This window comes from Rhizobium sp. PRIMUS64 (assembly GCF_023006465.1).
GTDB lineage: Bacteria > Pseudomonadota > Alphaproteobacteria > Rhizobiales > Rhizobiaceae > Rhizobium > Rhizobium leguminosarum.
On record NZ_JALBGX010000040.1, the window covers coordinates 1 to 24,320 of the forward strand.

Sequence of the window (24,320 nt, forward strand, 5' to 3'; positions counted from 1 at the left end):
CTCGGCTCGCCGGAAGAGATCGCCGATCTCGCCGTCTATCTCGCCGGCGCGACCTACACGTCGGGCCAGGCGATCGCCATCGACGGCGGCTGGACGATCTGATTTCAGCTGATGCGGCCGGCCCGGCAGTCTTGCCGGCCGGCCCGGCCACTGCAATCGGCTCTATATAATCGGCGCATATAAACGGGAGGAACAACCATGACCCGCATCACCGACCTTCGTGTCTTCGATCTCCGCTTCCCCACGTCGCAAAGCCTTGATGGATCCGATGCGATGAATCCCGATCCGGATTATTCGGCGGCCTACGTCATTCTCGATACGGATGCGCCTGATCTTGCCGGCCACGGCCTGACCTTCACCATCGGCCGCGGTAACGACATTTGCTGCATGGCGATCGAAGCGATGCGCCACCTCGTCGTCGGCGCCGACCTCGCCGAGGTTCTCGCCCATCCCGGCACCTTCTGGCGGCACCTGACCAGCGACAGCCAGTTGCGCTGGATCGGCCCGGAAAAGGGCGCCATTCATCTGGCGACCGGTGCGGTCGTCAATGCCGTCTGGGATCTGCTGGCCAAACAGGCCGGCAAGCCTGTCTGGCGGCTCGTCGCCGAGATGTCGGCGGAGGAGATCGCCGATATCGTCGATTACCGCTACCTCACCGATGTGCTGACGCGTGCCGAGGCGGTCGAGATCCTGAAGCGCGCCGAGGCGGGCAAGGCGGAACGCATCGCCATCCTCGAAAAGGAGGGCTACGCCTGCTACACGACCTCGGCCGGCTGGCTCGGCTACGGCGACGAAAAGCTGCGCCGCCTCTGCCAGGAGGCGATCGATGCCGGCTTCAACCATATCAAGATGAAGGTCGGCCGTGACCTGGAAGACGATATCCGCCGTCTGAGGATTGCCCGCGAGGTGATCGGTCCCGATCGTTACCTGATGATCGACGCCAACCAGGTCTGGGATGTCGGTCAGGCGATCGACTGGGTCAAGGCGCTCTCCTTCGCCAAGCCCTTCTTCATCGAGGAACCGACAAGCCCGGATGATGTCGCCGGCCACCGCAAGATCCGCCAGGCGATCGCACCGGTGAAGGTTGCGACCGGCGAGATGTGCCAGAACCGCATCATGTTCAAGCAGTTCATTGCCGAGGGCGCGATCGACGTCGTGCAGATCGATTCCTGCCGCATGGGTGGGCTGAACGAGGTTCTGGCCGTGCTGCTGATCGCCGCCAAGTTCGACCTGCCGGTCTGGCCACATGCCGGCGGCGTCGGCCTCTGCGAATATGTGCAGCATCTGTCGATGATCGATTACGTCGCGGTGTCGGGCACCAAGGACGGCCGCGTCATTGAATATGTCGATCATCTGCACGAACACTTCCTCGACCCCTGCCTGATCGAGAACGCCGCCTACATGCCGCCCACCCTGCCGGGCTTCTCGATCGAGATGAAATCGGCCTCGATCAGCAACTATACGTTTCGAGGCTAAGTAAACTTCGCCGGCCGCATGTTGAATTCTTGATTTCGACAGTCTTTCTTGTCGACGATGGGCTTCCAATCTGACGGGACTGCTCCAATTGACTTGGAGGCGGCGAAGCTTGATTTTTAAAGCGCCGAGGAATATTTTCGTAGTGTGAATGCGGAGGGGGCCCAGCACCAGCAGGCCAGCAAATTTTATTGAACTTAAACAATAGAATGTTTGCGATCGAGCCATGCCCAAGTTTCACCACGTCAAGAGACTGTACGCTTATCTGCTGATCGTCGCGGCAATGCTGCTGTCGGTCGGCACCGCATCTGCCGCCATTACTGAAGAGAGCGGACGCCGCGTCGCTCTCGTCATCGGCAACTCGGTCTACAAGACGCTGCCCTCGCTTCCCAATCCTGCCAATGGCGCCGTGAAGATCGACAAGTCCTTCTGCATGCAGACGAAGGCCGTCACCCGCGCCGAGATGGCCGAATATTACACCGCCAACTCCGATCCCGCCGCAGCACAGGCCTATGCCGACAATCCGCAGCAGCCGGCCGACGACGTGCCTCTTGCCGTGGCGCAGAACTATACGGCCTGGCTGTCGAAACAGCTGAACGCCCCGGTCCACCTGCCGTCGGCGACGGAATGGATGGCAAGTGCAACAAAGATCACCACGGAAAAGCTGCCCGATAACGGCGATATCATCCTGCAATGGAGCGCCACCCCCTGCGAAGCCGGCGGCAATGTCGCCTTCATGGCGCAGGAGGGCTCGACCTTCGTCGTCTGCTCCGACGCTTCGGCCGGCGGCATCTTCCGGGTTACTGCCGAATTGCGGTGAGGGATCAGAAGGGTGGAGATCGGAAAGCGGGAGCTGTGTGCCGATTACTAGCCAATCTCAATGCGGTGTAGGCCAAGTACGACCAGAGCCGGGGCCGTCTCGAACAGGCCGAGTATCGCCGGACGGCATTCCTGAGCGGTCTGTCCAATGCCTGATTGCGGATATATTGGAAGAGGCGGACGCACTGCTGACGCGGCCAGAGCTGAAAAAGGCTCCGAAAATCGAGGCCGTCGCCAGGAAAATGAGAGAGTTCTAGCCGCGGGCAAACGCCGCCAGCTTCTCTCCCGCCATCCGATAGCGGATCCATTCCTTCTGCGGCTCCGCGCCGATCGCCTCATAGACGCGGATCGAAGGTTCGTTCCAGTCGAGCACACTCCATTCAAAGCGGCCGCAGCTCTTCTCTAGCGCGATCTGTGCTAGGCGCCGCAGCAGCGCCTTGCCGGCCCCCGAGCCGCGCGCGTCCGGTGTTACGTAGAGATCTTCCAGATAAAGGCCGTTCTTCGCCTGCCAAGTCGAATAGCTGAAGAAATAGACCGCCATGCCGATCGCTTGGCCTTCGCGTTCGCAGATCAGCGCATGCGTGACCGAACCGTCGCCGAAGATCGCCGCACGCGTGCTCTCCTCGGTCGCCTCGACCTCGTGGATCGCCTTTTCATAGTCGGCCAATTCGCGGACGAATCGCAGGATCGTTGCCGCGTCTAAAGGCGTCGCGGGGCGTACGGTAAGGGTCATGCGAGAGGCTCCTGATCTTGCGCTCCAGATGAAAGAACCGTCCCGGCCTGTCAACTGCATGAAGTGATGTGGAGACCGAAAAGGGAAGCGTGCGCCGCTGACACCGGGGCGGGCAATCGGTTGCGAACCCGGAATGCGTCCATCAGTGCACCACTTCGACGGAGCGCAGGGCACTCCCACATAAGGTTCCAGAGCGCCCTTTCTTCTTCATTCGACAGCTCGCGCTCAAGCCGCATACCTCTACACTTTTCAATTCCAAATTTCAGAATACGGCGTATATTGAACGTGGGGACTGCAGTATCCGTGCCTTGAGGGGTCGAGGACAATGTGCTGGAATACATCATCAGCATTCACGCCGGTTGGATTTGCTTTGCGAGGCCCGGCATCTCGCAAGATAGTATGGACGCTGGGAGACGCGGCGCGTCTCCTGATCAACGACTGGCCTTGCGATGACGGCGAGGAATATGTGGCTGCCGTCAAAGCCTGCGTCGACGCATTGAGCGGGAAGATTGCCCCGGAACAATTCCGGGAAGCGCTTCTGCGTGCGGCCGATGAGGCGGGTATCGCTACTCTGTCGCTCGTCCCGCAGGGAGTTCGAGAGCGACGACCGGACCTTCCCCCGATGATGCGAACATAGGCCTTATATCAAGGGGCTACCCGCTTTTCGACGTCACGTTTGCGCCAGCAGCGGACATCGTGGCGTCGCAAACTTTTTCTATTTCTCCGTCGATTTGATCACGACCGCCAGGGATATTGTCAATGGGATGGGAAGCACTGGAGCAATGGGGTGAAGGTGCGGTCCGCATCGAACCACTTGCCGGTGGAGTCGCCAACGACGTGTGGAGCGTTCGCATCAATGGGCAGATCGCGGTCGGTCGTTTCGGCTCCAGGACCGACGCTGATCTCGCCTGGGAAACCGAGCTGCTCCAACATCTCGACCGTGAAGGGATGAACGTTCCAGTGCCGATCCCCACGACTGACGGCCGGCTGTTCGCGAACGGTCTGGTCGTCATGAAATACATGGAGGGCGGACCGCCCGAGACGGAGTCCGACTGGCGTCGCGTGGCCGAAACGCTCCGCGAACTGCATCGGTTGACGCAGGACTGGCCGCAGCGCCCAGGCTGGCGATCGTCGAGCGACCTCCTGCATGCCGATACCGGAACGAGGATCAACCTTGCCGCGATGCCGCCGGAGGGCGTTGTTCGATGTCGAGCAGCATGGGCGCGGCTAATCGGACGCCAGACATGCGTTGTCCACGGCAACCCCAGCAACCCCGGCAACGTCCGCATGACCGCGGATCGGGTCGCGTTGATCGATTGGGACGAGGCACATGTCGACGTCCCCGACCTTGACCTGGTGCTGCCCGGCAACGCTGCCGACCTCGACGACGGCACGCATGACATCGCCGCGCAAGCATCAGCCGCATGGGAAGCCGCCGTCTGCTGGCGGGACGAGTATGCAGTCAAGCGGCTTGCCGAAGTTCGCCCGGTCTGAACGGTTCCGGCGGATCGACGACCTTGCGGCTGACGCTCGGCAGCGGCGCGTTCAGCTGCCGGCGTCAACTTCCGCAAGCAGAACCCGCATTGCTTCAAGCCGATTGAAAGCCTCGATGGGGTCAGGACAAGAACAGTTCAAAATCCTGCGCTAAGATCGAACGCACTGTGAACGTTACGCGACGACCTCGCCGCAGGGATGAGCGTTTCCGCCATCGCCAGGAAGTTCGCCACCAGCCGACAGACCATCATGCGCGTCAGGAATGAAGTTTCGTAATGCGTCTGGTTGAGGTTTTTGCGAAAAATGCTGCTAGTCAAGGATTGGGATATGAGGTGCTGCCGTCCTTGGCAGAACACCCATCAGCCTGGGATCGTCTGTTACCTCGATCATGAAAGCATATGGCTTGAAGCCGGATCGCTGATAGAACGGCAATGCGTTCGGATGATCAAAATGACAGGTATGGACCCAAAGTCGTTCGATGGGATGTGTCCAGGCGATTGATAACGCTTTGTCCATGAGATAGCGGCCCGCCCCGGTTCCGATTGAACTTTTGGCAACCCCAAAGAAAACCAGTTCACACTGGTCATGCTGCCGGAAATCAAGTTCCAGCATTCCGGCCGGTTGCCCATCCGCCAGCAGCACGTATATTTCTACCAGCGGGTCGTTGATGATGGCAGTCAGCCTGTCATCGGTCATGTTCAGACGCGAAACCCACATCCAATCCTCTCCGACCAATCGGAAAAGCTGCCGATATGTCACCGGATCAGCAGCGTTCATCCGCTCCAACGAGAGTCCAGGGATTAGATTGGCTTCCGTGGGAGCCGGCCTCTCTGTCATTTCCAGACAGGTGACGGCATTTGCAAGCTTGCCCTTGGGAACCAAGGAATATCCCATGGGCAAAGGTGGATTGGAATTATCCGATTTTTCAACAGTTTCCATAGCCATCAACCGATTAGGAGCCAATGCGCTCGCCGTTTATTTGCTACATCGCATAAACCGTCGACTTCGGCGAGGGGGCGATTCCGGGAGGGGCGAAATGGCACCGCAACTCTCTTGACGAATAGGTGAAGTACCAACGAGATTAATCGCCGATTTGGATCTTAAGTAATTTCTGGAAGAAAAGAGAGTGCCTGAAACTGAACGATTGATCCTACGTCGCTCGCGCCGTGCGGACATCCCCGAGCTTTTCAAGTTTCTGGGAGATCCAACGGCGATGCAGCATACCCATACTGACAAAACGCTTCGCGAATGCCAAAGAAGGGTGATGGTGCATGAGTGGCGAAGACGCCGTGATGGCTGTGCCCCCTGGGTGGTGATCCGTCGCGAAGACGGCCAGATCATTGGATGGGGTGGTTTGTACGAAGACCCATTCGATCCGGGGTGGGATTTCGAGATTGGATACTATTTTCGGCCTGACGTATGGGGACACGGATACGCATCCGAGCTTGTGCACGCGGCCTTGGACGTAGCAGATCTAAAGTTGAGACTTCCGGAAGTATGGGCCATGGCTCATCCGGAGAATGGCGGTTCAAAGAGAGTTTTGGAGAAGGCCGGTTTTCAGTTCTGTCGCCATCTTCCCGATAGAAATCGACTTCTATTCTGCAGACCTCGACCTATTGAATAACTATTTCCACTTCTGCCACCCTGTTTTCTCAGAGCCACGGATACGGCGAAAGGCCGATTGATTTTGTCATCCACATCTTCGCCTGTTTCATTCTCCGAGGAAGCAGACTCTCCAACCGGATGGCGGGTCGTCGGTGGAGCGCATGCGCTGACAGCTGTAACCTTCGGATCGGCCTATGCTTTCTCGGCTGTGTTTCCCGGTCTTTCCGAGGAATTCGCAGCATCGCGGGGCGAGATCGCGCTTGTCTTCTCGATCTCGGCCTTTGTGTTCTATTCGCTGGGTGCAATCGCCGGCCCGCTTGCTGATCGCTGGTCGTCTCGTGCGGTCATAGCGGCCGGTCTGGTGGCGATGATCGCCGGCTATGTCGGAGCCAGCCAGGCAAAGTCACTGGGCTCGCTCTACGTTTGGTATGGTGCCGGCGTTGGACTTGGGATCGGCCTTTCTTATGTTCCCGCGCTCGGGGCCGTGCAATCCTGGTTTGTCCTGAAGCGAAGCCGCGCGTCCGGTATTGCTACGGCCGGCCTCGGCCTTGGCACGTTGCTGCTGCCATTTACAATTGGCCGCCTTGTCCCCGGGCTTGGTTGGCGTGGATGTTTCATCAGTTTGGCGGTTGTCATTGCCGTGATCGGTTTGCCGGCCGCGATGCTGGTGCGCAAACGCCCGGATGCCAACAGTCCTTCAGAACCGCGTTCCGACTCCCCGCCCGGTCCTTTCACTGTCTGGCGCGATAGCCGGTTCCGCCTGTTCTTCTCTATGTTGGTCCTAGCATCATTCTGTACATTCATTCCCTACGTCCACATCGTCCCGGCAGCGCACGACATCGGTCTGTCGCTCGAAAGCGGTACAATCCTTATTGCACTCATCGGCATCGGAAACATCTTTGGGCGCTTCGTGCTGGCGGGCTTGGGTGACCGTATTGGTTCCTTGCGCCTTTTGGCAATCCTTACCTTTGCCGTGGCTTGCACCTTCCTCTTATGGTCCGTTGCCAACGGCATGGTTATGCTGGTGCTTTTCGCCTTGTTGTTCGGCATGAGTTATGGCGGTTGCGTTGGATTGTATCCGGCCGTTGTCGCCGATCTCTTCGGCACTCGTCATATCGGAACGATACTGGGTTATCTCTATACGGCTGTGGGCATTGCTGCATTGCTGGGGCCAACTATGGCGGGGCTCGTTTTCGATAAAACTGGTAGCTATCTTGGCCCCATACTGTTCAGCATGGTTGCCGCTCTTGCTGCCAGTTTCCTGACACTACGATTGCGATAGAAATAGAAAAAGCCGTGAATGAACGGAGTCGACCGGACTGAAGCTTGCCGGCTTGCGATTGATGAAATCACTGTCTGCAAAAGCTCAGGCTCGATTGGTCCGCAAACTTGGGACTCCGACTGCCGACACCCATTGTTGTGCTCCGCGGCCGTCCGATGTTTATCGTTCGTTCCATCTTAGCGCAGGATTCTAAACTACTCTTGTTCTGGCACCTCGATTTCGAGGAGATGGGAAATCGGCTCCGCTGAGCAGGCGGCACGGCCGTCTGCGTGAACCCAATCCCGATGATGCAGCGATGACTGCTTCGAAGCGTTGCACACGTATCGCGGCCCCGCGATACAGCACCGTTTCACGATCCGGATGATGCATATCGAGAGGCTGGTTCTCATTTTCGCCGGCTACCGGCCAGAGCGCGTGGCCGGTAAATTTTCCCCATTCGATCAAGCATTTCGCTTGATTGCCAAACGGCACACTCGGTGTCGCGGAGACCAGGGCTCGGTGACGCAACTTCAAAAGGGTGAACATTATGGACAGACGTTTCTATGTTGGCGTGTCGGCCGCGCTCTTTGCGGCCTTTGCCTTTTCGCTCAACTTCGTCGTGCCCTTCATCATCGGTGACTATTCCACCTTTGATTTTGCCCTCATCCGTCATGTCGTCTCGGCACTCGTCGGGCTTTACATTCTGTTTTCCGAGAAGGGTGTCATGCGCCACCTCACGCTTCGAAACTGCCTGCAAGCCATCTGGCTCGCCTTCGTCGGCTATGTCGGCTACTTCCTGACAGTGACGGGAGCGGCCCTCTTTGCCGGCCCAGTCATCGCTCCGGCCTTTCTCGGGCTGGTACCAATCGTATTGATGGTCATTGGCAATCAGCGTCAGGCATCATTGCCATGGCGATTCCTCATGGTGCCTCTGGCACTGGTGCTGGTCGGCCTTGGTCTCGTCAATGGCACGGCATTCACGGCCGAAGGACTGGACACTGTGCAATCATTGTGGATTGGCGTGCCACTGGCGCTTGCTGCCGTGGGCCTTTGGGTCTGGTTCGCGCTTTCCAATCAGGCAGCACTCGCCGCACGGCCGGACATGCCCTCCGGCGTGTGGTCGGCGCTGATACTGGTTGGCGGCGGCGTCTTGATGCTGGCCTTCTATCCCATCGGTGCCGCGATGGGCCTCTTCCGGCTTCCTACATTGGGATTCGGCTGGAGCGCTGCCGGCAACCTCTATGTCTGGGGCACAACTCTCGCGCTGCTGGCCACCGTGGGCGGCGTCTGGGCCTGGAATATAGCCTCACGCAGCCTGCCGGTTGCCTTGGCCGCGCAATTGATCGTCTCAGAGACTGCCTTCGGCGTGATCGGCGGACTTGTCGTGCATGCGCGCTGGCCAACTCCGATCGCAGTCGCCGGGGTTGTTGTCCTGATCGCCGGCGTCGTTCTGTCGGTTCGGGTTTTCTATGATCGCCAATTTGCATCTGGAAAGACGGTGCTTGCGAACGAGTGACCCGCTGGACACACGGCCAAAATAAGATCCGCTTTTACGCAAACATGCCGCCTCGCCAGTCCAATGCGTTGTCCGCTTTCAAGCCGCCGCTTGGCTGGGCTCTACGACTGACATGAGGGCGCAAAGCAGCCTTATCCTTCGACGACGAAAAAGTTCGCTTAGGTCAACCGACCCCCTTCACATTCAGCACGGGAGCCGCCTGCCGGCTCCCTGTCCAATACCATGGCGGCGGCGTCCCGCAGCTCGAGCGTTCGACGCTGCGGGTCGTCTCTCAGGCCTCGGATTTCAGCTTGCCACCGACCGCCCAGGAATCTTTGGCGATCTCCGTTATCAGGATTTCCAGCGATTCCGGCGGGCACGACAGGGTTTCGACGGCGGCCTTGGTCGCTTCGCGCGCGAAAGCGCGCTTCTGATCGTCGGTGCGGCCGGGATGCATCTGCAGGTGAAGAATGGGCATGGTTTCTCCTTGGTCAGGTTGGTGATGTCCGTCGTCTTGGCGCGGGCATGACGACCATGTTGTAAATTCCTTGGTTGATAAATAAGCTCCCGGTATCGTCATTCGAAACCAAGAGGTAGGCAATCGTGGACAAGCTGGCCGGCATGGCGATGTTCGTCAGGGTCATCGACAATGGCAGTTTCGCGGCCGCGGCGGAGATCGCGCAAGTGTCCCCTGCCATGGTTGCCAAGCACATCAAGACGATTGAGACCCGGCTCGGGGCGAAGCTGATCCATCGCACCACGCGACGCCATCAGCTCACAGAGGTTGGCCAGCTCTATTACGAGCGCTGCAAGCGCGCCCTTTCCGAAGTGGCGCTGGCCGAGTCTTCGGCGAGCGAGCTGCAATCGGCGCCGCGCGGCCGGCTTCGCGTGGTTGCGCCGGTCAGCTTCGGGACGCAAGTCCTGGTGCCGGCGCTGGTCGATTACCAGAACGCCTATCCCGACGTCAGCATCGAGCTATCGCTCGACAACAACGTCCATGATCTCGTCGGCGAGGGGTTCGAGCTCGGTATCCACATCGGTCCGCTCTCGGACAGCAGCCTCGTCGCCCGCCCGCTCACGCCCTACCGGCGGATTCTCGCTGCCTCGCCGGACTATCTTGCCCGCCATGGTCGGCCGGCCTCGCCGGAGGCTCTGGCGAACCATCTCTGCCTCGGCCACTCCTATTGGCGCATGCAGGATCGCTGGCACCTGGTCGGACCGGGCGGCGAAATGCGCGATGTATTGATTTCCGGAAAATTCTCCACCAACCAGGGAGCGGCGCTGCGCATGGCAGCGCTCAGCGGCGCTGGAATTGCGCTTCAGCCGGAGCTGCTGCTCGCCGCCGATATCGCCGAAGGACGGCTTGAGCAGGTGCTGCCGGAATGGTCCTACAAGCCTGTACCGATGCACCTCGTCTATGCGCCGAACCGTCGGCCGACAGCGATGTTGCGGACGGTGATAGATTTCCTGGTGGACCGGTTTGGCTGACAACGCTCGGCCAAGGCCGATGTCGCAAGGTTTAGCCTTGAGCTCTGTCCGGGGGCTGTGGTCTTAACACTACTTTGGGCCCGAATGCAGTCATTCATGCGCATCTCCCTGAGGGCGATGCGCATTTTATTTGCCGATTAGTTGTGGCATCTAATTCGCCTGGCTACTGTTCGACCGTCACTCCGGCTCGTCCTTTTCGGCATCCGCGAACGTCAAGATGAAACATGGAGGGATGAACTTGCTGCCTATCTTAAGGTGCTTGAGGGCGCTTCGCGGTTTCACGATCACCGGTTTAGTGATGGTTATGTGTTTCCCGCTCGCGGGATGCTACTATCTTTTTATCAGCGGCGTCGAGGGAAGCTATACCGCCAAAGGGACTCCGCTTCTCGGGGAGGTTACCTCAAGAGACGAACAGACAGGGGGCACACTTGAAATCGGCTCGGCCGAGAAGCAACAATGCAAAGGCCGGTACAGCGTATCGCAGGTGAAAACAAATCGATGGCGGCTGGAAACCGGTGAACGAACTTATCGAGGGCGGATCTACTGTCTGGATGGTCGAGCAGGGGAATTTGACCTTATATCGGCGGATAAGGGAAGGACGGGTTCGATCACCGGTGAGATCAACGGCGAGGCGTTTCAACTCAATCTGATAGAGCCGAAGAAAAGCGAATGCACCACGGACGAATGCAGATGGGGTTTGAAGTGGACTTACGAAAACGAACGCAGAGACTCAACGACCTATTATAAGGTTGAACAAGAACATAAGCCCAACTTGACTGATAGATGATCGGGGCGACAACATTCGGTAGTCGCGCGGGAGAGCAAATCAGTCCGCAAACCGATGGCTCCGTCGGGCCGGGCCAAAGTATCGAGCCAGCCTTACAGGCTAATGGTAACTATGGGCCGTGAGCGGCCATCGATTTACATGCATTCAAGCAAGCTTGATCCACTATGGCAATGCAGCTGGGAAAACCCTGCGGCCGCTTCGGCCCCAAAATGTGTAGACTCCGGTAGACATCATTCGTAGCCGGCGTGTCAGTCACACTAGCAGTTAAAAAGAAATCCGACATCGGCATAAGATGCTGTCAGATACTCAGTGAGGGCGGCTATTTGCCGCGCCCCTTTTTTGCCCATGGACGTCGAGGTTTCCGCATCTAGATGATGATCGGTTGTGGATAGCGTTTGATCAATTGCCTGTCTCCCAGCGGAACAACTCAATGCAAATCACAAAGCTTGCTTTCGGACTTTTGCTCATCGCCATCGTACAGCTTAACCCTGCGGCTCACGCTGACGAGTTGGTGCGATTTGACAGCGCAGTCGTAAAGCCAAGTCCATTCCTGGAACGTAAGGCCAGGGAACAAGGCGTCACTCTCCCGCAGGCCCAAACCACGCACTTGCTGGGATATCTGAGCCGACCAGAGGGAGATGGTCCCTTTCCGGCCGTCGTTGTCATGCACGGGTGCGGAGGTATTCGGCCGAACACCAAGACTTACTGGCCACAGCGGTTGACCTCATGGGGATATGTCGTGCTGGTGGTTGACAGCTTCACGACCCGCAACATCGACAACACCTGCGAGAGCTATCTTCCCGATCGGGTCTTCGATGCCTACGGGGCTCTCGATTTCCTATCGACATTCACCTTCGTTGATGCCCGACGGGTAGGGCTGATGGGCTTCTCGGCTGGTGGAATCGCAACACTCGAAGCCACGAAATCCGAAGGCAACGAGCAGTTCATGGATCGAAAGTTCAAGGCTGCGGTCGGGTACTATCCGGTTTGCGCTCCCCATGAAGGCGATGCGACGGTGCCAACTTTGATCCTAAATGGCGAACTGGACGATTGGAGCCCCGCCGAAAGGTGTCGGCAGAGGGTGTCTCACCTGAGTGGCAAAGGTCCGCCAATCGAACTCAACGTCTATCCGGGCGCATACCATGATTTCGATTCCCCGTACGTCGCGGTGGCAAAGACGGCATTCGGTCATCGGGAAGAATATAATGCGACGGCGGCCGAGCAGTCCTTTAGCAGCGTTCGAGCATTCCTGAGCAAGTACCTCTCTAGAGCCTTTCCGGGTTAGATTGCAGCATTCTGCCGGAGCAGGTTTTCGTCAGGGCAAAGGCGATTGGCGAAGGGCATACCTCCTGGTACGTCCGAGCCGATCGCCTTTGCCCTGGCGAAAAGATGCCCGGCCCTTCGGGTTGGCTGAAACGGGCCGGCTGATCGACCGGCCGGCTTGGCCGTAGAGCTTGGCTACGACGCGCGCCGACCGGTCGATCATCCGACTCCGTTTGAGCCAACAGAATGCTTCAATCTAACCCGGAAAGGCTCTAGATGAAGCCCGCCAGCGTCAGGCTCGCCAAGAGCGGTCCCAGATGAGGAGCGCCCCCCCATCTGGCCGGACACGGACGCGCCACGACTTCTCATCAGGTTGCTTCGAGCACCATGTTGAGCGGGGTCTGGGCTGCGCGCCGGACATGTGTGAACCCGCCTGACCGGATCACCTCCGTCAATCGCTTCTCTCCCGCCTGGGCGCCGAGCGCGAGTCCTGTCTCCTGCGCCAGGGAGGTGGGAACGCAGATCATCGTCGAGGCCGAGTAGTAGAGCCGCCCGACCGGGTTGATGTTGTCTTCGAGTGTATCCCCGGCGGTGGGCTCGACCACCATCCACGTGCCACCCTGCTTCAGCGCCTTTCTGATATGCGCCGCCGCGGTCTTGGGGTCGCCCATGTCGTGCAGGCAGTCGAAGCAGGTGATCAGATCGAAGTCGCTTCCGTCGAAGTCCTGCGCTCGGCCCACCTTGAAATGCACGTTCGTCAGGCCATCTGCCCGGGCGTGGGCAGTCGCGGCCGCGATCGAATCCGCATGAAAGTCGTAGCCGATGAACCGGGAATTGGGGAAAGCCTGCGCCATGAGGATCGTCGACAGCCCATGTCCGCACCCCACGTCGGCCACAGTCGCGCCCGCCTTTAACCTGTCGACGACGCCATCGAGCGCAGGCAGCCAGTCCTGCACGAGGGCGTTCACATAGCCGGGCCGGAACAGCCTCGCCACGGCGCAGAACATGCAGCCGGCCTGATCCCCCCAAGCCACGCCTCTGCCGGTCTTGAAGGCAGACTGGACCTTCGGCTGGTTTTCGACCATCGCGGCAGCCGTATCGAATGCGCCGATCAGGTTGACCGGGCTGTCGGGTTCAGCAAACACGTAGGCCTGCTCGGGCGTGAGCGAGAACCGGCCATTCTCGTAATGCACATAGCCCGAAGCCGCCTGCGCTGCCAGCCACTCGCGCACATAGCGCGGCGCGCATCCCGCGGCCTCGGCAAACTCGTCGGCCGTCGCGGGGCCGATGCCCCTGAGGGTCTTGTAGAGGTCGAGCGCGTCTCCGATCCGCACCAGCGGCACGCTGACTGCACCGCCAAGGTCGCCAAGGATGCGGCCCACGAGCTCATTGAGCGTTGTTTCGTTGAGTTGGGTCATGCGGGGTTCCTCCTGATTGACGGGCGGCCTCTTGCCGATCGCGGTTCAAGGATGAGACGCCTCGCGCCTGACGGCATGAGACGGTTGTCCCGCGCAGCTGCGGATTCAGGCCCGGCAAAGGGGCGTTTGTCCCAAAGGAGTCTGCGACGCAGCGCGCTACCTGGAAAGCGCCATGACGATCGCCTGCGAACGGTTATGCACGCCGAGCTTGCTGAAAATGACCGACAATTGGTTGCGCACGGTCTTGACGCTCTTGCCAAGGCGAGCTGCGATCGCGCGATTGTCGAGCCCCTCCGCGACGAGGTCGAAAAGCGCCGCCTCGGCGGGTGTCAGACCGGCGTCGCGAACGGCGCGCGGTCGCACGGGTCGATCCTGCCCGAGGAAGGTTGCGAGTTCGGCATGGAAGACGGCCCAGGCCGGTTCGTCTGGCAAGAGCACATGGTTCTTGCTCTCGAGCGGGATGAAGCGTGCTCCGGGTATCGCCGCCGCAAGCTTGCACCCTTGGTCGAACGGCACGCGCATATCGCCGCGGCTATGCGCAACCAAAGTCGGGACGCGAAGTGTCGTCGCCAGATCAAGCACATCGAGCCCCTGCATCTGCCAGAGCAGTTGCGCGGCAACGTCGGGTGCTGCCGTCACACGCTCCAGATCGCCCCACCATCGATGCTGTTCGGGTGTCCCGTCCGGAATGAAAAGGTTGGTAAAAAACCGACAGAACGCCGGATTGTCGCGGCCCCAGCCGATACGGATGAGGTTGACGAGCGTCTCGGCCTCCAAGCGCTCGGCCTCGGTCTGCGCGCGAGCCCGCGCACCCTGACTATAGGCATTCAGGAGCACCAGGTGTGACACCCGCTCGGGATGCCTCAGGGCGAATGCGATACTGAGGGCGCCGCCTTGCGAAAGACCGAGGAGGACGAAACGCGGTTCCTCGATGGAGGCTGCCACGGCATCCAGGTCCGCATGCCATGCTTCAACGGAAAGATCGGCGACATGCCGGTCCGAGAGACCGCAGCCGCGCGGATCGTAGCGCACAAACCGGTTGCCGGCCGAGAGCGCCTGCAGCCATGGCCGCCAGACCGGGCTCTCGACATCATAGTCGACATGACTAAGCCAGTGAGCCGCCCGCAGGATCACTTGTCCCGTCCCGCACGATGCGACGGCTATCCGGGTGCCGTCGGCGGAGGCGCAGAACCGTATGGTCTGGCTGAGTTTCATCGGTCAAGATTAGCGCATCAAGAGGTTGCGCAACAGGTCCGTCCCGACGAACTTCGCGCCATGACGGACGTGTGGTCAATGTTGCCGACGAGGCGACCCTTGCGTTCGAGACCGTGCCGGCGGGAAGCTATTCGGCGGATGATCTTGCGCTGCTGCGCAGCCAGCCTAGGCCTCAGGCGACGGACCATCCACCGTCCACCAGCAGGTTCGCGCCGGTGATGAGGCTCGCAGCCGGCGATGCTAGGAAGACCACGGCACCCACCACATCATCGGTTTCACCGATCCGGCCGAGTGGAATGTGACCGAGCGTCGCTTTGTGATTGTCGGCATCGGATAGAAAAGGTGCTGTGCCATCGGTGTGAATGAACGTCGGCGATACGGTATTTACAGTGACATTGTAGGGTGCCCATTCGGCTGCAAGGCAGCGCGTGAGGTGATTGATTGCCGCCTTGCTCATGCAATAGATTGCCTCGCCGCGCAGTGCCACGGTGCCGGCCTGTGAGCTGATGTTGATGATCCGGCCGCCATTGCGCTTGATCATGTGACGCCCCACGGCCTGCGTCATCAGAAAGGTGCCCTTGATGTTGACATCGAGTATCTCGTCAAGGTCCTTCTCCTCAACGAGTTCCGCGAGGTTGCCTGGAGCCACGCCGACGTTGTTGACGAGGACGTCGATCCGACCGAACGTCGTAAGCGCCGCGTCGACGGCGTGTGCGATATGGGCCTTGTTGGGAATATCCAGTTCAACAGGGAGGACTTTTCGTCCCGCCCCCTCGAGTTCGGCAACCAGGCTCGCCGACGCCGCGACATCGCGGACCCCTAAGACAATATCGGAGCCTGCTCTGGCACAGGCAAGCGCGCAAGCTCGACCGATGCCACGGCTCGCTCCCGTCACCAAAGTCACCTTGCCCTCAAGGCTGAAGTCCGGCGCATTCTTCTGCATCATGATGCCTCCCCTCGATGAAGCTCATTTATGGCAGTGTCGGCGTGCGGATGCCAGATATTCTCAGCGTGCTGAGGAGCGTCCCTTTGGGACGCGTGAGGTCTGCTTCGGCTGGGCCGGATAGCACCACAAGCAGACCTGCCGTTCTGGCGGTGTGCTAGTTGCGGCGCTTCGATGGGTGTAGACTGCCGATACTATTGCATGTTCATGCAAGGCAACGATGATGGGCACCCCCACGCTCGACCGAAAGCTGCTCGCGATCCTCGCGGCGGATATGGTCGGCTACTCGAAGGCGATGGAGGCCGATGAGGCCGGCACCATCAAGCGACTGAAGGCCATCCGCGCCGAACTGATCAATCCCGCCATCTCCGAGCGCCATGGCACAATTATCAAGCTGATGGGCGACGGCGCGCTCGTCTCCTTCGACAGCGTGGTTGATGCGGTTGCCTGCGCCGCGGAGTTTCAGAATGTCGTGGCGGCGCGCAACGCCGACCTACCGGAGCCTGAGCGCATCGTATTTCGCGTCGGGATCAATCTGGGCGATGTGGCCTTGGTGGATGGCGATGTCTATGGGGATGGGGTGAATGTCGCCGCGCGGCTGGAGCATTTGGCCGAGCCGGGCGGCGTCGTGGTGTCGGGCACGGCATACGATCACCTCCAGGGCAAACTCGACTGGCCGCTCGATTTCGCCGGCGAGCAGCAGGTCAAGAACATCAGCCGCCCGGTGCGGATGTATCGGCTGAGGCTCGACGGCAAACGGGCGCGTCGGCCCCTTCTCAACATGATACCGCGCTGGGCCAAGGCGGCTGCCGCGGCGATCGTGGCGCTGGCGCTGGCGCTGGCGGGCGGCGGGGTCTGGTGGTTCTCGCAGCCCGAACCTTTGAGCGGCAAGCCGTCGGTGGCGGTGCTGCCCTTCAACAATTATGGCGGCGACGAGGCTAGCGGGCGTCTGGCCGATGGCCTGACCGAGGACATCATCACCGACCTCGCGCGGTTTCCCGAATTCGAGGTGGTGGCGCGGAATTCGACGGACGTTTATAAAGGCAAGCCCGTGGATGCCCGCCAGGTCGCAAGCGCGCTCCATGTCGGCTTTGTACTGGAAGGCTCGATCCAGCGGCAGAGTGATCGGGTACGGATCACAGCACAGTTGATCGATGCAAAAGCCGGCCACCATCTTTGGTCGGAGAATTGGGACCGGCCCGCTGAGGACGTGTTCGCCGTTCAGACCGAAATCGCAGAGCAGGTCGCCAACCGCCTCGGCGGCGGAGTGGGACTGATTCAAGAGGCCGGGCGGGCTGCCGCCAAACGTAAACGGCCTGAAAACCTGAATGCTTATGATTACTATCTGCTCGGGTCCGAAAAGATTGAAAAGCTCACCAAGGCTGATGACGAGGAGGCCATCACCTTGCTCAACCGCGCCGTCGAGCTCGACCCGGGGCTGGCCCGGGCCTGGGTCGAACTTTACCATGCTCATGATCTGATGGGCGTGTTTGGCGTCGATCCCGAGAGCAACCGCAAGGTGGCCGCCGATGTGGCCGAACGCGCGGTGCGGCTTGATCCGAGCGACGCTGAAGCCCATGCGGTGTTTGGTATGAGCCTTGCCAATAAGGGCGATATGGGCCGCGGCAAGTCCGAATTCGACACGGCCCTTCGCCTGGCTCCGGGTTCGTCCGAAATCCTGACCTTTTACAGCGGCTATGCAGCACGCTTCGGTGAACCAGAACGCGGTGCTCAAATGGTCGACAAGGTCATGCGGCTCGACCCGAACTATCCGATGTGGGCGTCCAACTTCTTCGCACCTGCCTATTTTATGGCGGGGCGGTATGAGGACGCGGTGACGATGCTGGAGCGCATGACGCCTGACAACTACCAAAGGTGGACTTGGGTGGTGCGCAGCAGCTCGCTTGCGGCACTGGGTCGAACCGATGAGGCGCATGCTTCAGCTATGGAAACTCTCAAGCAGCACCCCGAGGTGAGTGTCGAGAGCATGATCAGTGAACCCGGCCTAAGCACAATCGAGCGCAATCGGTTCATAGAGACAATGCCGCTCGCTGGCTTCCCGGCATGCGCCAAGCCCGAGGCGCTGGCGAACCTCGCCAAACCTGTGCGACTGCCGGAATGCGAGGCGGAGAAGGCCAAACCCCTCGGGCAGCCATAGAACAGCCCTGTGCAACGCGCGCGCCATATTAGAGGCCTTCTCTCGGCACGCTTTCTCAGCGACTTCCCCCGAACGAGCCTTCAACTGGACCAACCATTCATCTGGGATCAGTAGCCATGGAACGCGCAAAACCTACTCGTTGCGAAGATCGACTGCGTCAGAGGGAGCTTTGATCCGATCTCGCTTCGTCTCGAAGATTTCCGTCATCACGGGGAAGCCGGTTGGGGTGGCTCCAACGAACTGGCGGGTGGTTTTGATGATTTTTGAAGTTGCTGTAGAAATCACGACTTCTGATTTGGCGTTATAGCCATTTCTTGCCCAGTCCACCTGAAAAACCTTCACCGGCACAGCGCCATAGAGGCTGTCGGAAGCGTTCGAGCAATGCCGGAAAACTGCTCCGATACCATCTACAGTCTTGCGTAGCCCACGGTGTCGCAAATGCCATCTACCGAGCCCCTGTCGATCATAAGCGAAATCACCAATGAAGACTCGAATTTCGAGCAGGTCAAAAGCGCCCGTCGGCTGAACGCCGTGAAGCCGGTACGCGAAATTGCCTCCAAAGGTGCGGTCATAAGAACGGTTGACGAAATCACATGAAGGGTCTTCGTCTGGGAGACGGTCGAGCAAGCCGAAAGACCTACGATCTTCTTGTGCGGCGGACTGCGATACGACCGACAAAATCACTGGGAGAATTAAAGCAACGATGCCGACGCGCATAGTGACGTTCACTTATTTTTGGCATGGCGTTTCCGAGCCGCCAGGAGCGACATTACTCCATCCAGCTTGCTCATCATTCACCGCGTCAGGCGTTTAACAATGGAAGAGAGAAACCTTAAGTAGCTTGCACGGGACTGAATTCGGCAACCGGTTGCCGCGTCTTACTTCCGGTCACCACTTTGATCGTAGCCAAGATTGCAAGCGTCCATGGCGAACGAACTCCGCTGTCACAGGCGCAATTCGGGTCTCAAATTACTGAGCAATCCGCCACGTCGGAGTCTCAATCGGGAAGGTCGACTTTGGCCTCAAGCAGACAACAAACGCTCCAAAAGTGGACCTGTCGCCAAGGCTTAAAAGGCGTCGACCACGCTCGAACCTCGTGATCGCAGGTGGCCAAGAAGTGAGACAATTTGCCCACTTAACTATGACCTAAAAGTAATTCATCCTCCAATCGACTCTTCAAAATTGCGGTTGTAATTGCTGTTTGAGTTTTGAAAATACAAGTTGAGTATATGCATCACCTCGGCGAAGTTGTAATACGACGACAAAAAGAAAAGTTGATTGAAATTGTAAGGAAATTTGTAAGCCGGGGACAGCCTTACGTTTTAATAAACTTTCCATCAAATAAAGATCCTGGCCATCATGCGAGTTGGCTTGGGTTGTCGATAGTATTGCGTGAAGTAACGGGGCGCCTCCCGGTGCTGACGAGCAGCGCCACGCAAAGTATAGATGAGATAAAAACAACACCAGGCGACGCTCCAATATTCATTTGCGGATGGACCGACTTTGGAGACGCGCAGACGGGCAGGGATGATGTTCGCTACCGTTTGATGTGGAAATATCCGGATCGAACGATCATCCAGATGCCGCAAACGATTCATTTCGCAAACGAGTCCCTCAAGGAATATGCGAAACGTACGATCGGGAGGCATCGCAATTTTTTTTGCATGACGCGCGATGGTCAGAGTTTCGAGTTAGCGAAAGCCAACTTCGATTGTGATGTCGAGGCCGGCCCGGACACGGCATTCGGCATGGAAGCGCTGAAACCGTTCGAAGCCGATCCTCTCAGGGTATTATATGTCATGCAGCCTCTCGGAGAGGGCGAGGTCGATATAGCGAAAGCGCGAGCGATCGTAGACGGACCTCTTACCAATTGGATCAATGGTCCGAACAGTCTGTCGCGCATGCGCAAGTCGAGCGTCGTCAAGTCGGCGTTGCGGCATGGCTTTAGCCGCACAGCGATGATCGCCCAACATCGTGAGGATGTCGCGGCTCGATATGTCGATTACGGCGTGAAGATCCTGTCCGGCGCGCAACGGATCATCACCAACCATCTACACGGTCATATTCTCTGTCTTTTGCTGAATAAGCCGCATATCGCGGTTGCGAGGGACGGAAGCAATCTGCACGACGTCATCGGTAGCCAGACTGGCGATAGCCCTCTGGTGGAGAAAGCGACAAATGCCAGTGAGATCTTAGCAGCAATGTCTCGCCTGCCGTATGAGATGGGAGGAAATTGGTACAAGTCGAGTAAACCCATGAATCCAAGTCCCGCTATTCCCGCCCCCGATCTAATGCCTCAACCCTCCATAGTCTGATTCCCGGTAGGAGCTCACTTTGTCGGTTTTACGAGACGACGATATTCTATTCAGCCATGTCAGTGAGAACCGATCCGCCGCAGCCGTTACGGGTGCTTTCTGGTCGGCGCTGAGCACGCTTATTCCGACAGTCCTGACCTTCGCTGTCTTTGTGGTGACGTCTCGCGTTCTCCAGCCTCAGGATTTCGGCCTTGTCGCGCTGGCCTTCAGCATCGTGTCATTTGCGGGCAGCTTTGGACCGACGGCATTTGGCGAAGCGATCATACAAAAAGCCGAGATCAGGCGCAGCCATCTGGATACGATATTCCTGCTTTCGCTCGCTTTTTCATTTTTGATCTATGGTGCTTTGTGCGTCGCCGCTTCGCCAATTGCGGTCTATGTCGGGCATGAGCAAATCACACCCCTGATTTACATCATGGGATTGAAGGTTTTCTTCGACTTCACGGCCGTCGTTCCGAATGCAATTGTCAATCGGAAGATGTCGTTTCATCTGGTAGCCGTCCGCACTGTGATTGCGACGATCACTTCTGCCTGCATTTGCCTTGTTTTGGTTCTCGCGGGTTTCGGCTTGTGGGGGCTTGCGATTGCACAGATCGCGGCCACAGCGGCATCATGCGGCGCCGCTTTCTGGGGCGCTGGGTGGCTGCCCGGGCTTCACCTGAAGAGAGCAAGCCTCAATGAGCTGCTTCACTATGGGTTCTTTGCATCTGGCACTCGGTTTTTACAGACGATGAGCTTGGACAACTTGCTCATTGGGGTGCTCTTGAGCCCGTCAGCGCTCGGGATCTATAACTTTTCGAAGCGCTTGTTTGATATGATCAACAACGTCATCGCCGGGGGCTTAACATCTGTCACGCACGTCTTGCTTTCTTCATTGCGGGCTGATCCGAAGAAAGTTCGAGAAGCATTTCTAATGGCAACGTTTGGCTGCGCTCTGGTGTCCTACCCCGTATTCATTGGCCTTGCCGCCGTTGCCGGTGATGCGATCACGACAATTTTCGGTGCACACTGGATCGCGGCCGTTTGGCCAGTTCGGTTCTACTGCGTCATCGGATTGATGGCTGGGATCGGCTACGTGCAGGCATCCTTGATAAAGAGCCAGGGAGAGATGGATTGGTGGTTTTACTACCAGCTGGCACGAAACCTCCTCACACTCCTGACGATCGCAATTCTTTATCCTTATGGCGTCACGACAATTGTTTTAGCCATAATGATCGAAGTTCTGTTGTTTTGGCCGATCACCAGCTGGAAGGTTTCGCAGCATATAGAGCTGAGTGTCCCGGCATATTTGGCGCAATTCCTGCGACCTACCATAGCCTGTGCAGGAATGGTTGCAGTCGTTTTCCTCCTCCACGAATTGCTCATTCGTTGGTCCCCGTATCCGCGCTTGACCGCGGAAACCCTTGCAGGCGGCATGGCTTACTGCGGCCTGATATTCGTTCTATGCAGAGCTCGTTTAAATGTCTTGATCGGCAGCATAAAGCAGGCACGGCAGCGCAAAAGTAACAGGGGTGCGGTTGCCAACCCCGCATGATTTCCTGGCCCTACCGCAGAGACCTGTGTTGCGATTTGAAGGATCTGGCGCTCAAGCAGTCATCTGAAATTATGAGAACGTCGCTTCGGTGACGTTCTCATCCACCGCATCCGAACGCCCTTCAGACACAACGCGTAATAGGATAATCCATAAGATGACTAGCCTCGACCGCGGTTATTCGCCACAGGCGATGGACGATGTAGGAGTCTCGGTTGCCGACCGCAACCGTTACTATACGCTCGATGCAATGCGCGGATTTGCCGCTATTTGTGTTGTCGCTACACATTTCCGGGAGAGCTATGCGCCATCAGCCTATCTAGCAGTCGACTTTTTCTTCGTTCTCAGCGGATTTATAATCGCCGAAATTTATGGAAAACGACTCTCGCGCGGTCTGCTGTTCCAGTCGTTTATGGCGGCCCGCATCAAGCGCCTTTATCCGCTCTATTTGATCGGAATTTTGGTCGGCCTCATCCAGATCATTCTGTTAACAAGCTGGGGGCTGAGAAATCAAAGTGTCATCGACCTGCTGGTGTCGACGACTGCGAACACGTTCTTTCTGCCCAGCCCAATGTACTTCCTTCAAGCGAACCCGATGCAAGGAATGTTTCCAATCAACGGTCCAGCATGGTCGATGTTCTGGGAACTGTTGGTGAATATAGTCTTCGCCCTGTGGCTTTTTCGGCTCTCTATCCGCGCCCTCTGCGGAGTTGCATTGGTCTCGGCTGCATTTTTGGTTTTTGTCGGTTTTAAATACGGTATGTTGAATATTGGCTGGGAGTGGCCCTCAGCGGTAGGTGGCCTGCCAAGGGTGATGTTTTCATTTACCGCAGGGGTCGTGGTAAGCCGTCTATTCGGCGGCATGCCCGCTTGGAGGAAGGGCTGGGCTGCCATTGTGCCATGCCTTCTTCTGATGATTTGCATTGCGGCGCCGGTTCCTGTCGTGCTGCGGCCTTACTACGACCTGATGTTCGCGATGGCCTTGGCGCCGCTCATCGTAATGCTTGGCCTCTTTTTGGAGATGCCTGCAAAAGCAGAGGCGTTGGCAACATGGATTGGGTATATCTCCTACCCAATCTACATCCTACATCGAGGCGCGATCGGCGTTTTCAAGCCGGTTGCGGCGTCGATTGGATTGAATAGCCCTATCGCATTCTCAGTGTTTCTCAGCGCGGTCGTTTGTTTCGCTTATGTGACCGCTCGTCTCGTTGACAAAACGATGGCTACGCGGACCCGTCGAGCTCGATAACTTTGCGTCGGCTTTCCCAGGTGTACGCATTAAATACATGGGGTGCGCTGGGAATAGTCGGTCAACCGCTCGTCTTGCGGCAAACCGCTTCGACGAGTTTATGTCATCGATCAACGGCGGGCGGGCGGCTTCGTGGCGGCGCGGCGCTGCAGCGCGAAACGCGCGGCCGAGCAGTTGATGTCGGGGACGAGATCGTAGGTCTGCTGGTAGAGGCTCTGCGCCAGCGTATTGTTGCCGCGATTTTCCGAGGCGAGGGCTGCGAGTGCCGTACGCTTGTAGGCCTCGACGATCGGCTCGGCGGCCTTTGCCAGCGCCGCGTCGTCAGACGGTTCGGCTGCAAGCGAAAGGGCGGCATAGGTTGCATCGCCATCCCTGCCGACGCGGCCGCCGACAGCGCCGTTAAAGCTTTGCTCGGAAACCTGGCGCATGCGTCGGGCATTCTTGATGCATGTCGGAATGCGGCCGGCTTCCGCATTGATGCGCTCTGCCGTCGGGCCACTTTCCGCGCTGCCGCTGTCGGACAGGATCACGTAGCCGATGATGCCGACGATGGCGAGATAGGCGACCCCCATGCCGGCCAGGAAGACCGGCTGCTTGAGGAGCGACTTTTTCGGCTTGTCGTCACTTGCCTTGGAAGCCTCCTTCTTCGGCGCCTCCTTGGCGGCGGCTTTGACGACGAACTGGAATTCTACATCCTTGCCGAGACGGAAGCTGTCGCCGGCCTTCAGCGACGCCGTCTGCAACAATGCTTCGCCGCGCAGCATGATCGGGTTCAGCCCCATGCGGCGAATGATGAAGCCGCCGTCGCTCTGCCGCTCCGCCCGTTTCAAGCGCACCGGCCGGCGCCGGGTGATCGAGATTTCCGAGATCAAGGGTTTGAACAATGACGGCCAGTATATCGTCGAAAGCATCTACAAGCTCGAAGGCGACGGACATTCCAATCCCGATGGCGCACTGCTGTGGACCGGTGTCGTGCCAAGCTTTGCCGCCGATGCGATGGAAGAGCTTCAAGGCGCGGAGCGCCCCGAATGGGTCGGTGCCGCCGCGCCGCATACAGCTTAAAAACGATCGAA

The 24,320-nt window shown here is 58.5% G+C and carries 22 protein-coding genes and 3 pseudogenes; 17 read left to right on the forward strand and 8 right to left on the reverse strand.

Annotated features, from left to right (window positions below; genetic code table 11):
• The 3 genes and pseudogenes from MOV76_RS17295 to MOV76_RS17305 form a co-directional block, all read left to right on the forward strand.
• A pseudogene (locus tag MOV76_RS17295) lies at nt 1-102 on the forward strand (NAD(P)-dependent oxidoreductase); the annotation flags it as partial.
• 96 nt (nt 103-198) lie between these two features.
• A complete protein-coding gene (locus tag MOV76_RS17300) occupies nt 199-1,476 on the forward strand; it encodes an L-fuconate dehydratase (protein ID WP_247264954.1) in 1,278 nt (425 codons plus the stop codon).
• 223 nt (nt 1,477-1,699) lie between these two features.
• The gene (locus MOV76_RS17305) at nt 1,700-2,293 is read left to right on the forward strand and encodes a hypothetical protein (protein WP_247264955.1); all 594 of its coding nucleotides are present in this window, start codon (nt 1,700-1,702) and stop codon (nt 2,291-2,293) included.
• Nucleotides 2,294-2,545: 252 nt separating this feature from the next.
• Here the strand turns inward: MOV76_RS17305 and MOV76_RS17310 are convergent, their stop codons facing one another.
• A complete protein-coding gene (locus MOV76_RS17310; protein ID WP_018246177.1) occupies nt 2,546-3,025 on the reverse strand; it encodes a GNAT family N-acetyltransferase in 480 nt (159 codons plus the stop codon).
• A gap of 325 nt (nt 3,026-3,350) precedes the next feature.
• Between MOV76_RS17310 and MOV76_RS17315 the strand changes: the two genes are divergently transcribed.
• The 3 genes and pseudogenes from MOV76_RS17315 to MOV76_RS17325 form a co-directional block, all read left to right on the forward strand.
• Nucleotides 3,351-3,662 (forward strand): DUF982 domain-containing protein, encoded by a 312-nt coding sequence (locus MOV76_RS17315; protein WP_028732734.1) that lies wholly within the window; start codon nt 3,351-3,353, stop codon nt 3,660-3,662.
• 122 nt (nt 3,663-3,784) lie between these two features.
• Nucleotides 3,785-4,519 carry a phosphotransferase enzyme family protein gene (locus MOV76_RS17320; RefSeq protein ID WP_247264956.1) on the forward strand — a complete coding sequence of 245 codons (735 nt, stop codon included), beginning with the start codon at nt 3,785-3,787 and terminating at the stop codon, nt 4,517-4,519.
• Between the two features lie 174 nt (nt 4,520-4,693).
• A pseudogene (locus tag MOV76_RS17325) lies at nt 4,694-4,795 on the forward strand (helix-turn-helix domain-containing protein); the annotation flags it as partial.
• 33 nt (nt 4,796-4,828) lie between these two features.
• Here the strand turns inward: MOV76_RS17325 and MOV76_RS17330 are convergent.
• Nucleotides 4,829-5,458, reverse strand: a complete 630-nt coding sequence (locus MOV76_RS17330; RefSeq protein WP_050565092.1) for a GNAT family N-acetyltransferase — start codon at nt 5,456-5,458, stop codon at nt 4,829-4,831.
• Nucleotides 5,459-5,645: 187 nt separating this feature from the next.
• Here MOV76_RS17330 and MOV76_RS17335 point away from each other — a divergent pair, with 187 nt between their 5' ends.
• The 3 genes from MOV76_RS17335 (at nt 5,646) to MOV76_RS17345 (ending at nt 8,901) form a co-directional block, all read left to right on the forward strand.
• Nucleotides 5,646-6,143, forward strand: a complete 498-nt coding sequence (locus tag MOV76_RS17335) for a GNAT family N-acetyltransferase (RefSeq protein WP_247264957.1) — start codon at nt 5,646-5,648, stop codon at nt 6,141-6,143.
• 57 nt (nt 6,144-6,200) lie between these two features.
• Nucleotides 6,201-7,406: an MFS transporter gene (locus MOV76_RS17340; RefSeq protein ID WP_112908769.1), complete on the forward strand. Its 1,206-nt coding sequence runs from the start codon at nt 6,201-6,203 to the stop codon at nt 7,404-7,406.
• Nucleotides 7,407-7,932: 526 nt separating this feature from the next.
• Complete coding sequence (locus MOV76_RS17345; protein ID WP_112908768.1) at nt 7,933-8,901, forward strand: DMT family transporter; 969 nt, start codon at nt 7,933-7,935, stop codon at nt 8,899-8,901.
• A 271-nt stretch (nt 8,902-9,172) separates the two neighbouring features.
• Here the strand turns inward: MOV76_RS17345 and MOV76_RS17350 are convergent, their stop codons facing one another.
• Nucleotides 9,173-9,358, reverse strand: coding sequence for a 4-oxalocrotonate tautomerase (locus tag MOV76_RS17350; protein WP_112908767.1), 186 nt, complete (start codon nt 9,356-9,358; stop codon nt 9,173-9,175).
• A gap of 125 nt (nt 9,359-9,483) precedes the next feature.
• Here MOV76_RS17350 and MOV76_RS17355 point away from each other — a divergent pair, with 125 nt between their 5' ends.
• The 3 genes from MOV76_RS17355 (at nt 9,484) to MOV76_RS17365 (ending at nt 12,440) form a co-directional block, all read left to right on the forward strand.
• Complete coding sequence (locus MOV76_RS17355; protein WP_247264958.1) at nt 9,484-10,368, forward strand: LysR family transcriptional regulator; 885 nt, start codon at nt 9,484-9,486, stop codon at nt 10,366-10,368.
• Nucleotides 10,369-10,600: 232 nt separating this feature from the next.
• Nucleotides 10,601-11,155 (forward strand): hypothetical protein, encoded by a 555-nt coding sequence (locus MOV76_RS17360; protein WP_247264959.1) that lies wholly within the window; start codon nt 10,601-10,603, stop codon nt 11,153-11,155.
• Between the two features lie 430 nt (nt 11,156-11,585).
• Nucleotides 11,586-12,440, forward strand: coding sequence for a dienelactone hydrolase family protein (locus MOV76_RS17365; protein WP_247264960.1), 855 nt, complete (start codon nt 11,586-11,588; stop codon nt 12,438-12,440).
• Between the two features lie 346 nt (nt 12,441-12,786).
• On the opposite strand, the gene MOV76_RS17370 is transcribed toward MOV76_RS17365, so the two are convergent.
• The 3 genes from MOV76_RS17370 to MOV76_RS17380 all read right to left on the reverse strand — a co-directional run bounded on the left by MOV76_RS17370 (nt 12,787) and on the right by MOV76_RS17380 (nt 15,994).
• The gene (locus MOV76_RS17370) at nt 12,787-13,836 is read right to left on the reverse strand and encodes a class I SAM-dependent methyltransferase (RefSeq protein WP_247264961.1); all 1,050 of its coding nucleotides are present in this window, start codon (nt 13,834-13,836) and stop codon (nt 12,787-12,789) included.
• Between the two features lie 156 nt (nt 13,837-13,992).
• Entirely contained in the window at nt 13,993-15,051 is a 1,059-nt protein-coding gene (locus MOV76_RS17375) for an alpha/beta fold hydrolase (RefSeq protein WP_047618112.1), read from the reverse strand.
• A gap of 172 nt (nt 15,052-15,223) precedes the next feature.
• Nucleotides 15,224-15,994 (reverse strand): SDR family NAD(P)-dependent oxidoreductase, encoded by a 771-nt coding sequence (locus tag MOV76_RS17380; RefSeq protein ID WP_247264980.1) that lies wholly within the window; start codon nt 15,992-15,994, stop codon nt 15,224-15,226.
• A gap of 223 nt (nt 15,995-16,217) precedes the next feature.
• Here MOV76_RS17380 and MOV76_RS17385 point away from each other — a divergent pair, with 223 nt between their 5' ends.
• Complete coding sequence (locus MOV76_RS17385; protein WP_247264962.1) at nt 16,218-18,152, forward strand: adenylate/guanylate cyclase domain-containing protein; 1,935 nt, start codon at nt 16,218-16,220, stop codon at nt 18,150-18,152.
• Between the two features lie 132 nt (nt 18,153-18,284).
• On the opposite strand, the gene MOV76_RS17390 is transcribed toward MOV76_RS17385, so the two are convergent.
• Nucleotides 18,285-18,869, reverse strand: a complete 585-nt coding sequence (locus MOV76_RS17390) for a hypothetical protein (protein ID WP_247264963.1) — start codon at nt 18,867-18,869, stop codon at nt 18,285-18,287.
• A 512-nt stretch (nt 18,870-19,381) separates the two neighbouring features.
• Between MOV76_RS17390 and MOV76_RS17395 the strand changes: the two genes are divergently transcribed.
• The 3 genes from MOV76_RS17395 (at nt 19,382) to MOV76_RS17405 (ending at nt 23,247) form a co-directional block, all read left to right on the forward strand.
• Nucleotides 19,382-20,467: a polysaccharide pyruvyl transferase family protein gene (locus MOV76_RS17395; protein WP_247264964.1), complete on the forward strand. Its 1,086-nt coding sequence runs from the start codon at nt 19,382-19,384 to the stop codon at nt 20,465-20,467.
• Between the two features lie 19 nt (nt 20,468-20,486).
• The gene (locus MOV76_RS17400) at nt 20,487-22,001 is read left to right on the forward strand and encodes a lipopolysaccharide biosynthesis protein (RefSeq protein WP_247264965.1); all 1,515 of its coding nucleotides are present in this window, start codon (nt 20,487-20,489) and stop codon (nt 21,999-22,001) included.
• A 154-nt stretch (nt 22,002-22,155) separates the two neighbouring features.
• Nucleotides 22,156-23,247, forward strand: coding sequence for an acyltransferase (locus MOV76_RS17405; protein WP_247264966.1), 1,092 nt, complete (start codon nt 22,156-22,158; stop codon nt 23,245-23,247).
• A gap of 110 nt (nt 23,248-23,357) precedes the next feature.
• On the opposite strand, the gene MOV76_RS17410 is transcribed toward MOV76_RS17405, so the two are convergent.
• Nucleotides 23,358-24,083 carry an FHA domain-containing protein gene (locus MOV76_RS17410; RefSeq protein WP_309506199.1) on the reverse strand — a complete coding sequence of 242 codons (726 nt, stop codon included), beginning with the start codon at nt 24,081-24,083 and terminating at the stop codon, nt 23,358-23,360.
• Between MOV76_RS17410 and MOV76_RS17415 the strand changes: the two are divergent.
• A pseudogene (locus tag MOV76_RS17415) lies at nt 24,067-24,309 on the forward strand (CpaF family protein); the annotation flags it as partial. The gene MOV76_RS17410 and the pseudogene MOV76_RS17415 overlap by 17 nt on opposite strands.
• Nucleotides 24,310-24,320 lie beyond the last annotated feature (11 nt).

Coding starts and splice junctions, on each gene's coding strand:
- MOV76_RS17300 (WP_247264954.1), top strand. CDS start 199: ATGACCCGCATCACCGACCTTCGTGTCTTCGATCTCCGCTTCCCCACG.
- MOV76_RS17305 (WP_247264955.1), top strand. CDS start 1,700: ATGCCCAAGTTTCACCACGTCAAGAGACTGTACGCTTATCTGCTGATC.
- MOV76_RS17310 (WP_018246177.1), bottom strand. CDS start 3,025: ATGACCCTTACCGTACGCCCCGCGACGCCTTTAGACGCGGCAACGATC.
- MOV76_RS17315 (WP_028732734.1), top strand. CDS start 3,351: ATGTGCTGGAATACATCATCAGCATTCACGCCGGTTGGATTTGCTTTG.
- MOV76_RS17320 (WP_247264956.1), top strand. CDS start 3,785: ATGGGATGGGAAGCACTGGAGCAATGGGGTGAAGGTGCGGTCCGCATC.
- MOV76_RS17330 (WP_050565092.1), bottom strand. CDS start 5,458: ATGGAAACTGTTGAAAAATCGGATAATTCCAATCCACCTTTGCCCATG.
- MOV76_RS17345 (WP_112908768.1), top strand. CDS start 7,933: ATGGACAGACGTTTCTATGTTGGCGTGTCGGCCGCGCTCTTTGCGGCC.
- MOV76_RS17350 (WP_112908767.1), bottom strand. CDS start 9,358: ATGCCCATTCTTCACCTGCAGATGCATCCCGGCCGCACCGACGATCAG.
- MOV76_RS17360 (WP_247264959.1), top strand. CDS start 10,601: ATGAACTTGCTGCCTATCTTAAGGTGCTTGAGGGCGCTTCGCGGTTTC.
- MOV76_RS17365 (WP_247264960.1), top strand. CDS start 11,586: ATGCAAATCACAAAGCTTGCTTTCGGACTTTTGCTCATCGCCATCGTA.
- MOV76_RS17370 (WP_247264961.1), bottom strand. CDS start 13,836: ATGACCCAACTCAACGAAACAACGCTCAATGAGCTCGTGGGCCGCATC.
- MOV76_RS17375 (WP_047618112.1), bottom strand. CDS start 15,051: ATGAAACTCAGCCAGACCATACGGTTCTGCGCCTCCGCCGACGGCACC.
- MOV76_RS17380 (WP_247264980.1), bottom strand. CDS start 15,994: ATGCAGAAGAATGCGCCGGACTTCAGCCTTGAGGGCAAGGTGACTTTG.
- MOV76_RS17385 (WP_247264962.1), top strand. CDS start 16,218: ATGGGCACCCCCACGCTCGACCGAAAGCTGCTCGCGATCCTCGCGGCG.
- MOV76_RS17390 (WP_247264963.1), bottom strand. CDS start 18,869: ATGCGCGTCGGCATCGTTGCTTTAATTCTCCCAGTGATTTTGTCGGTC.
- MOV76_RS17395 (WP_247264964.1), top strand. CDS start 19,382: ATGCATCACCTCGGCGAAGTTGTAATACGACGACAAAAAGAAAAGTTG.
- MOV76_RS17405 (WP_247264966.1), top strand. CDS start 22,156: ATGACTAGCCTCGACCGCGGTTATTCGCCACAGGCGATGGACGATGTA.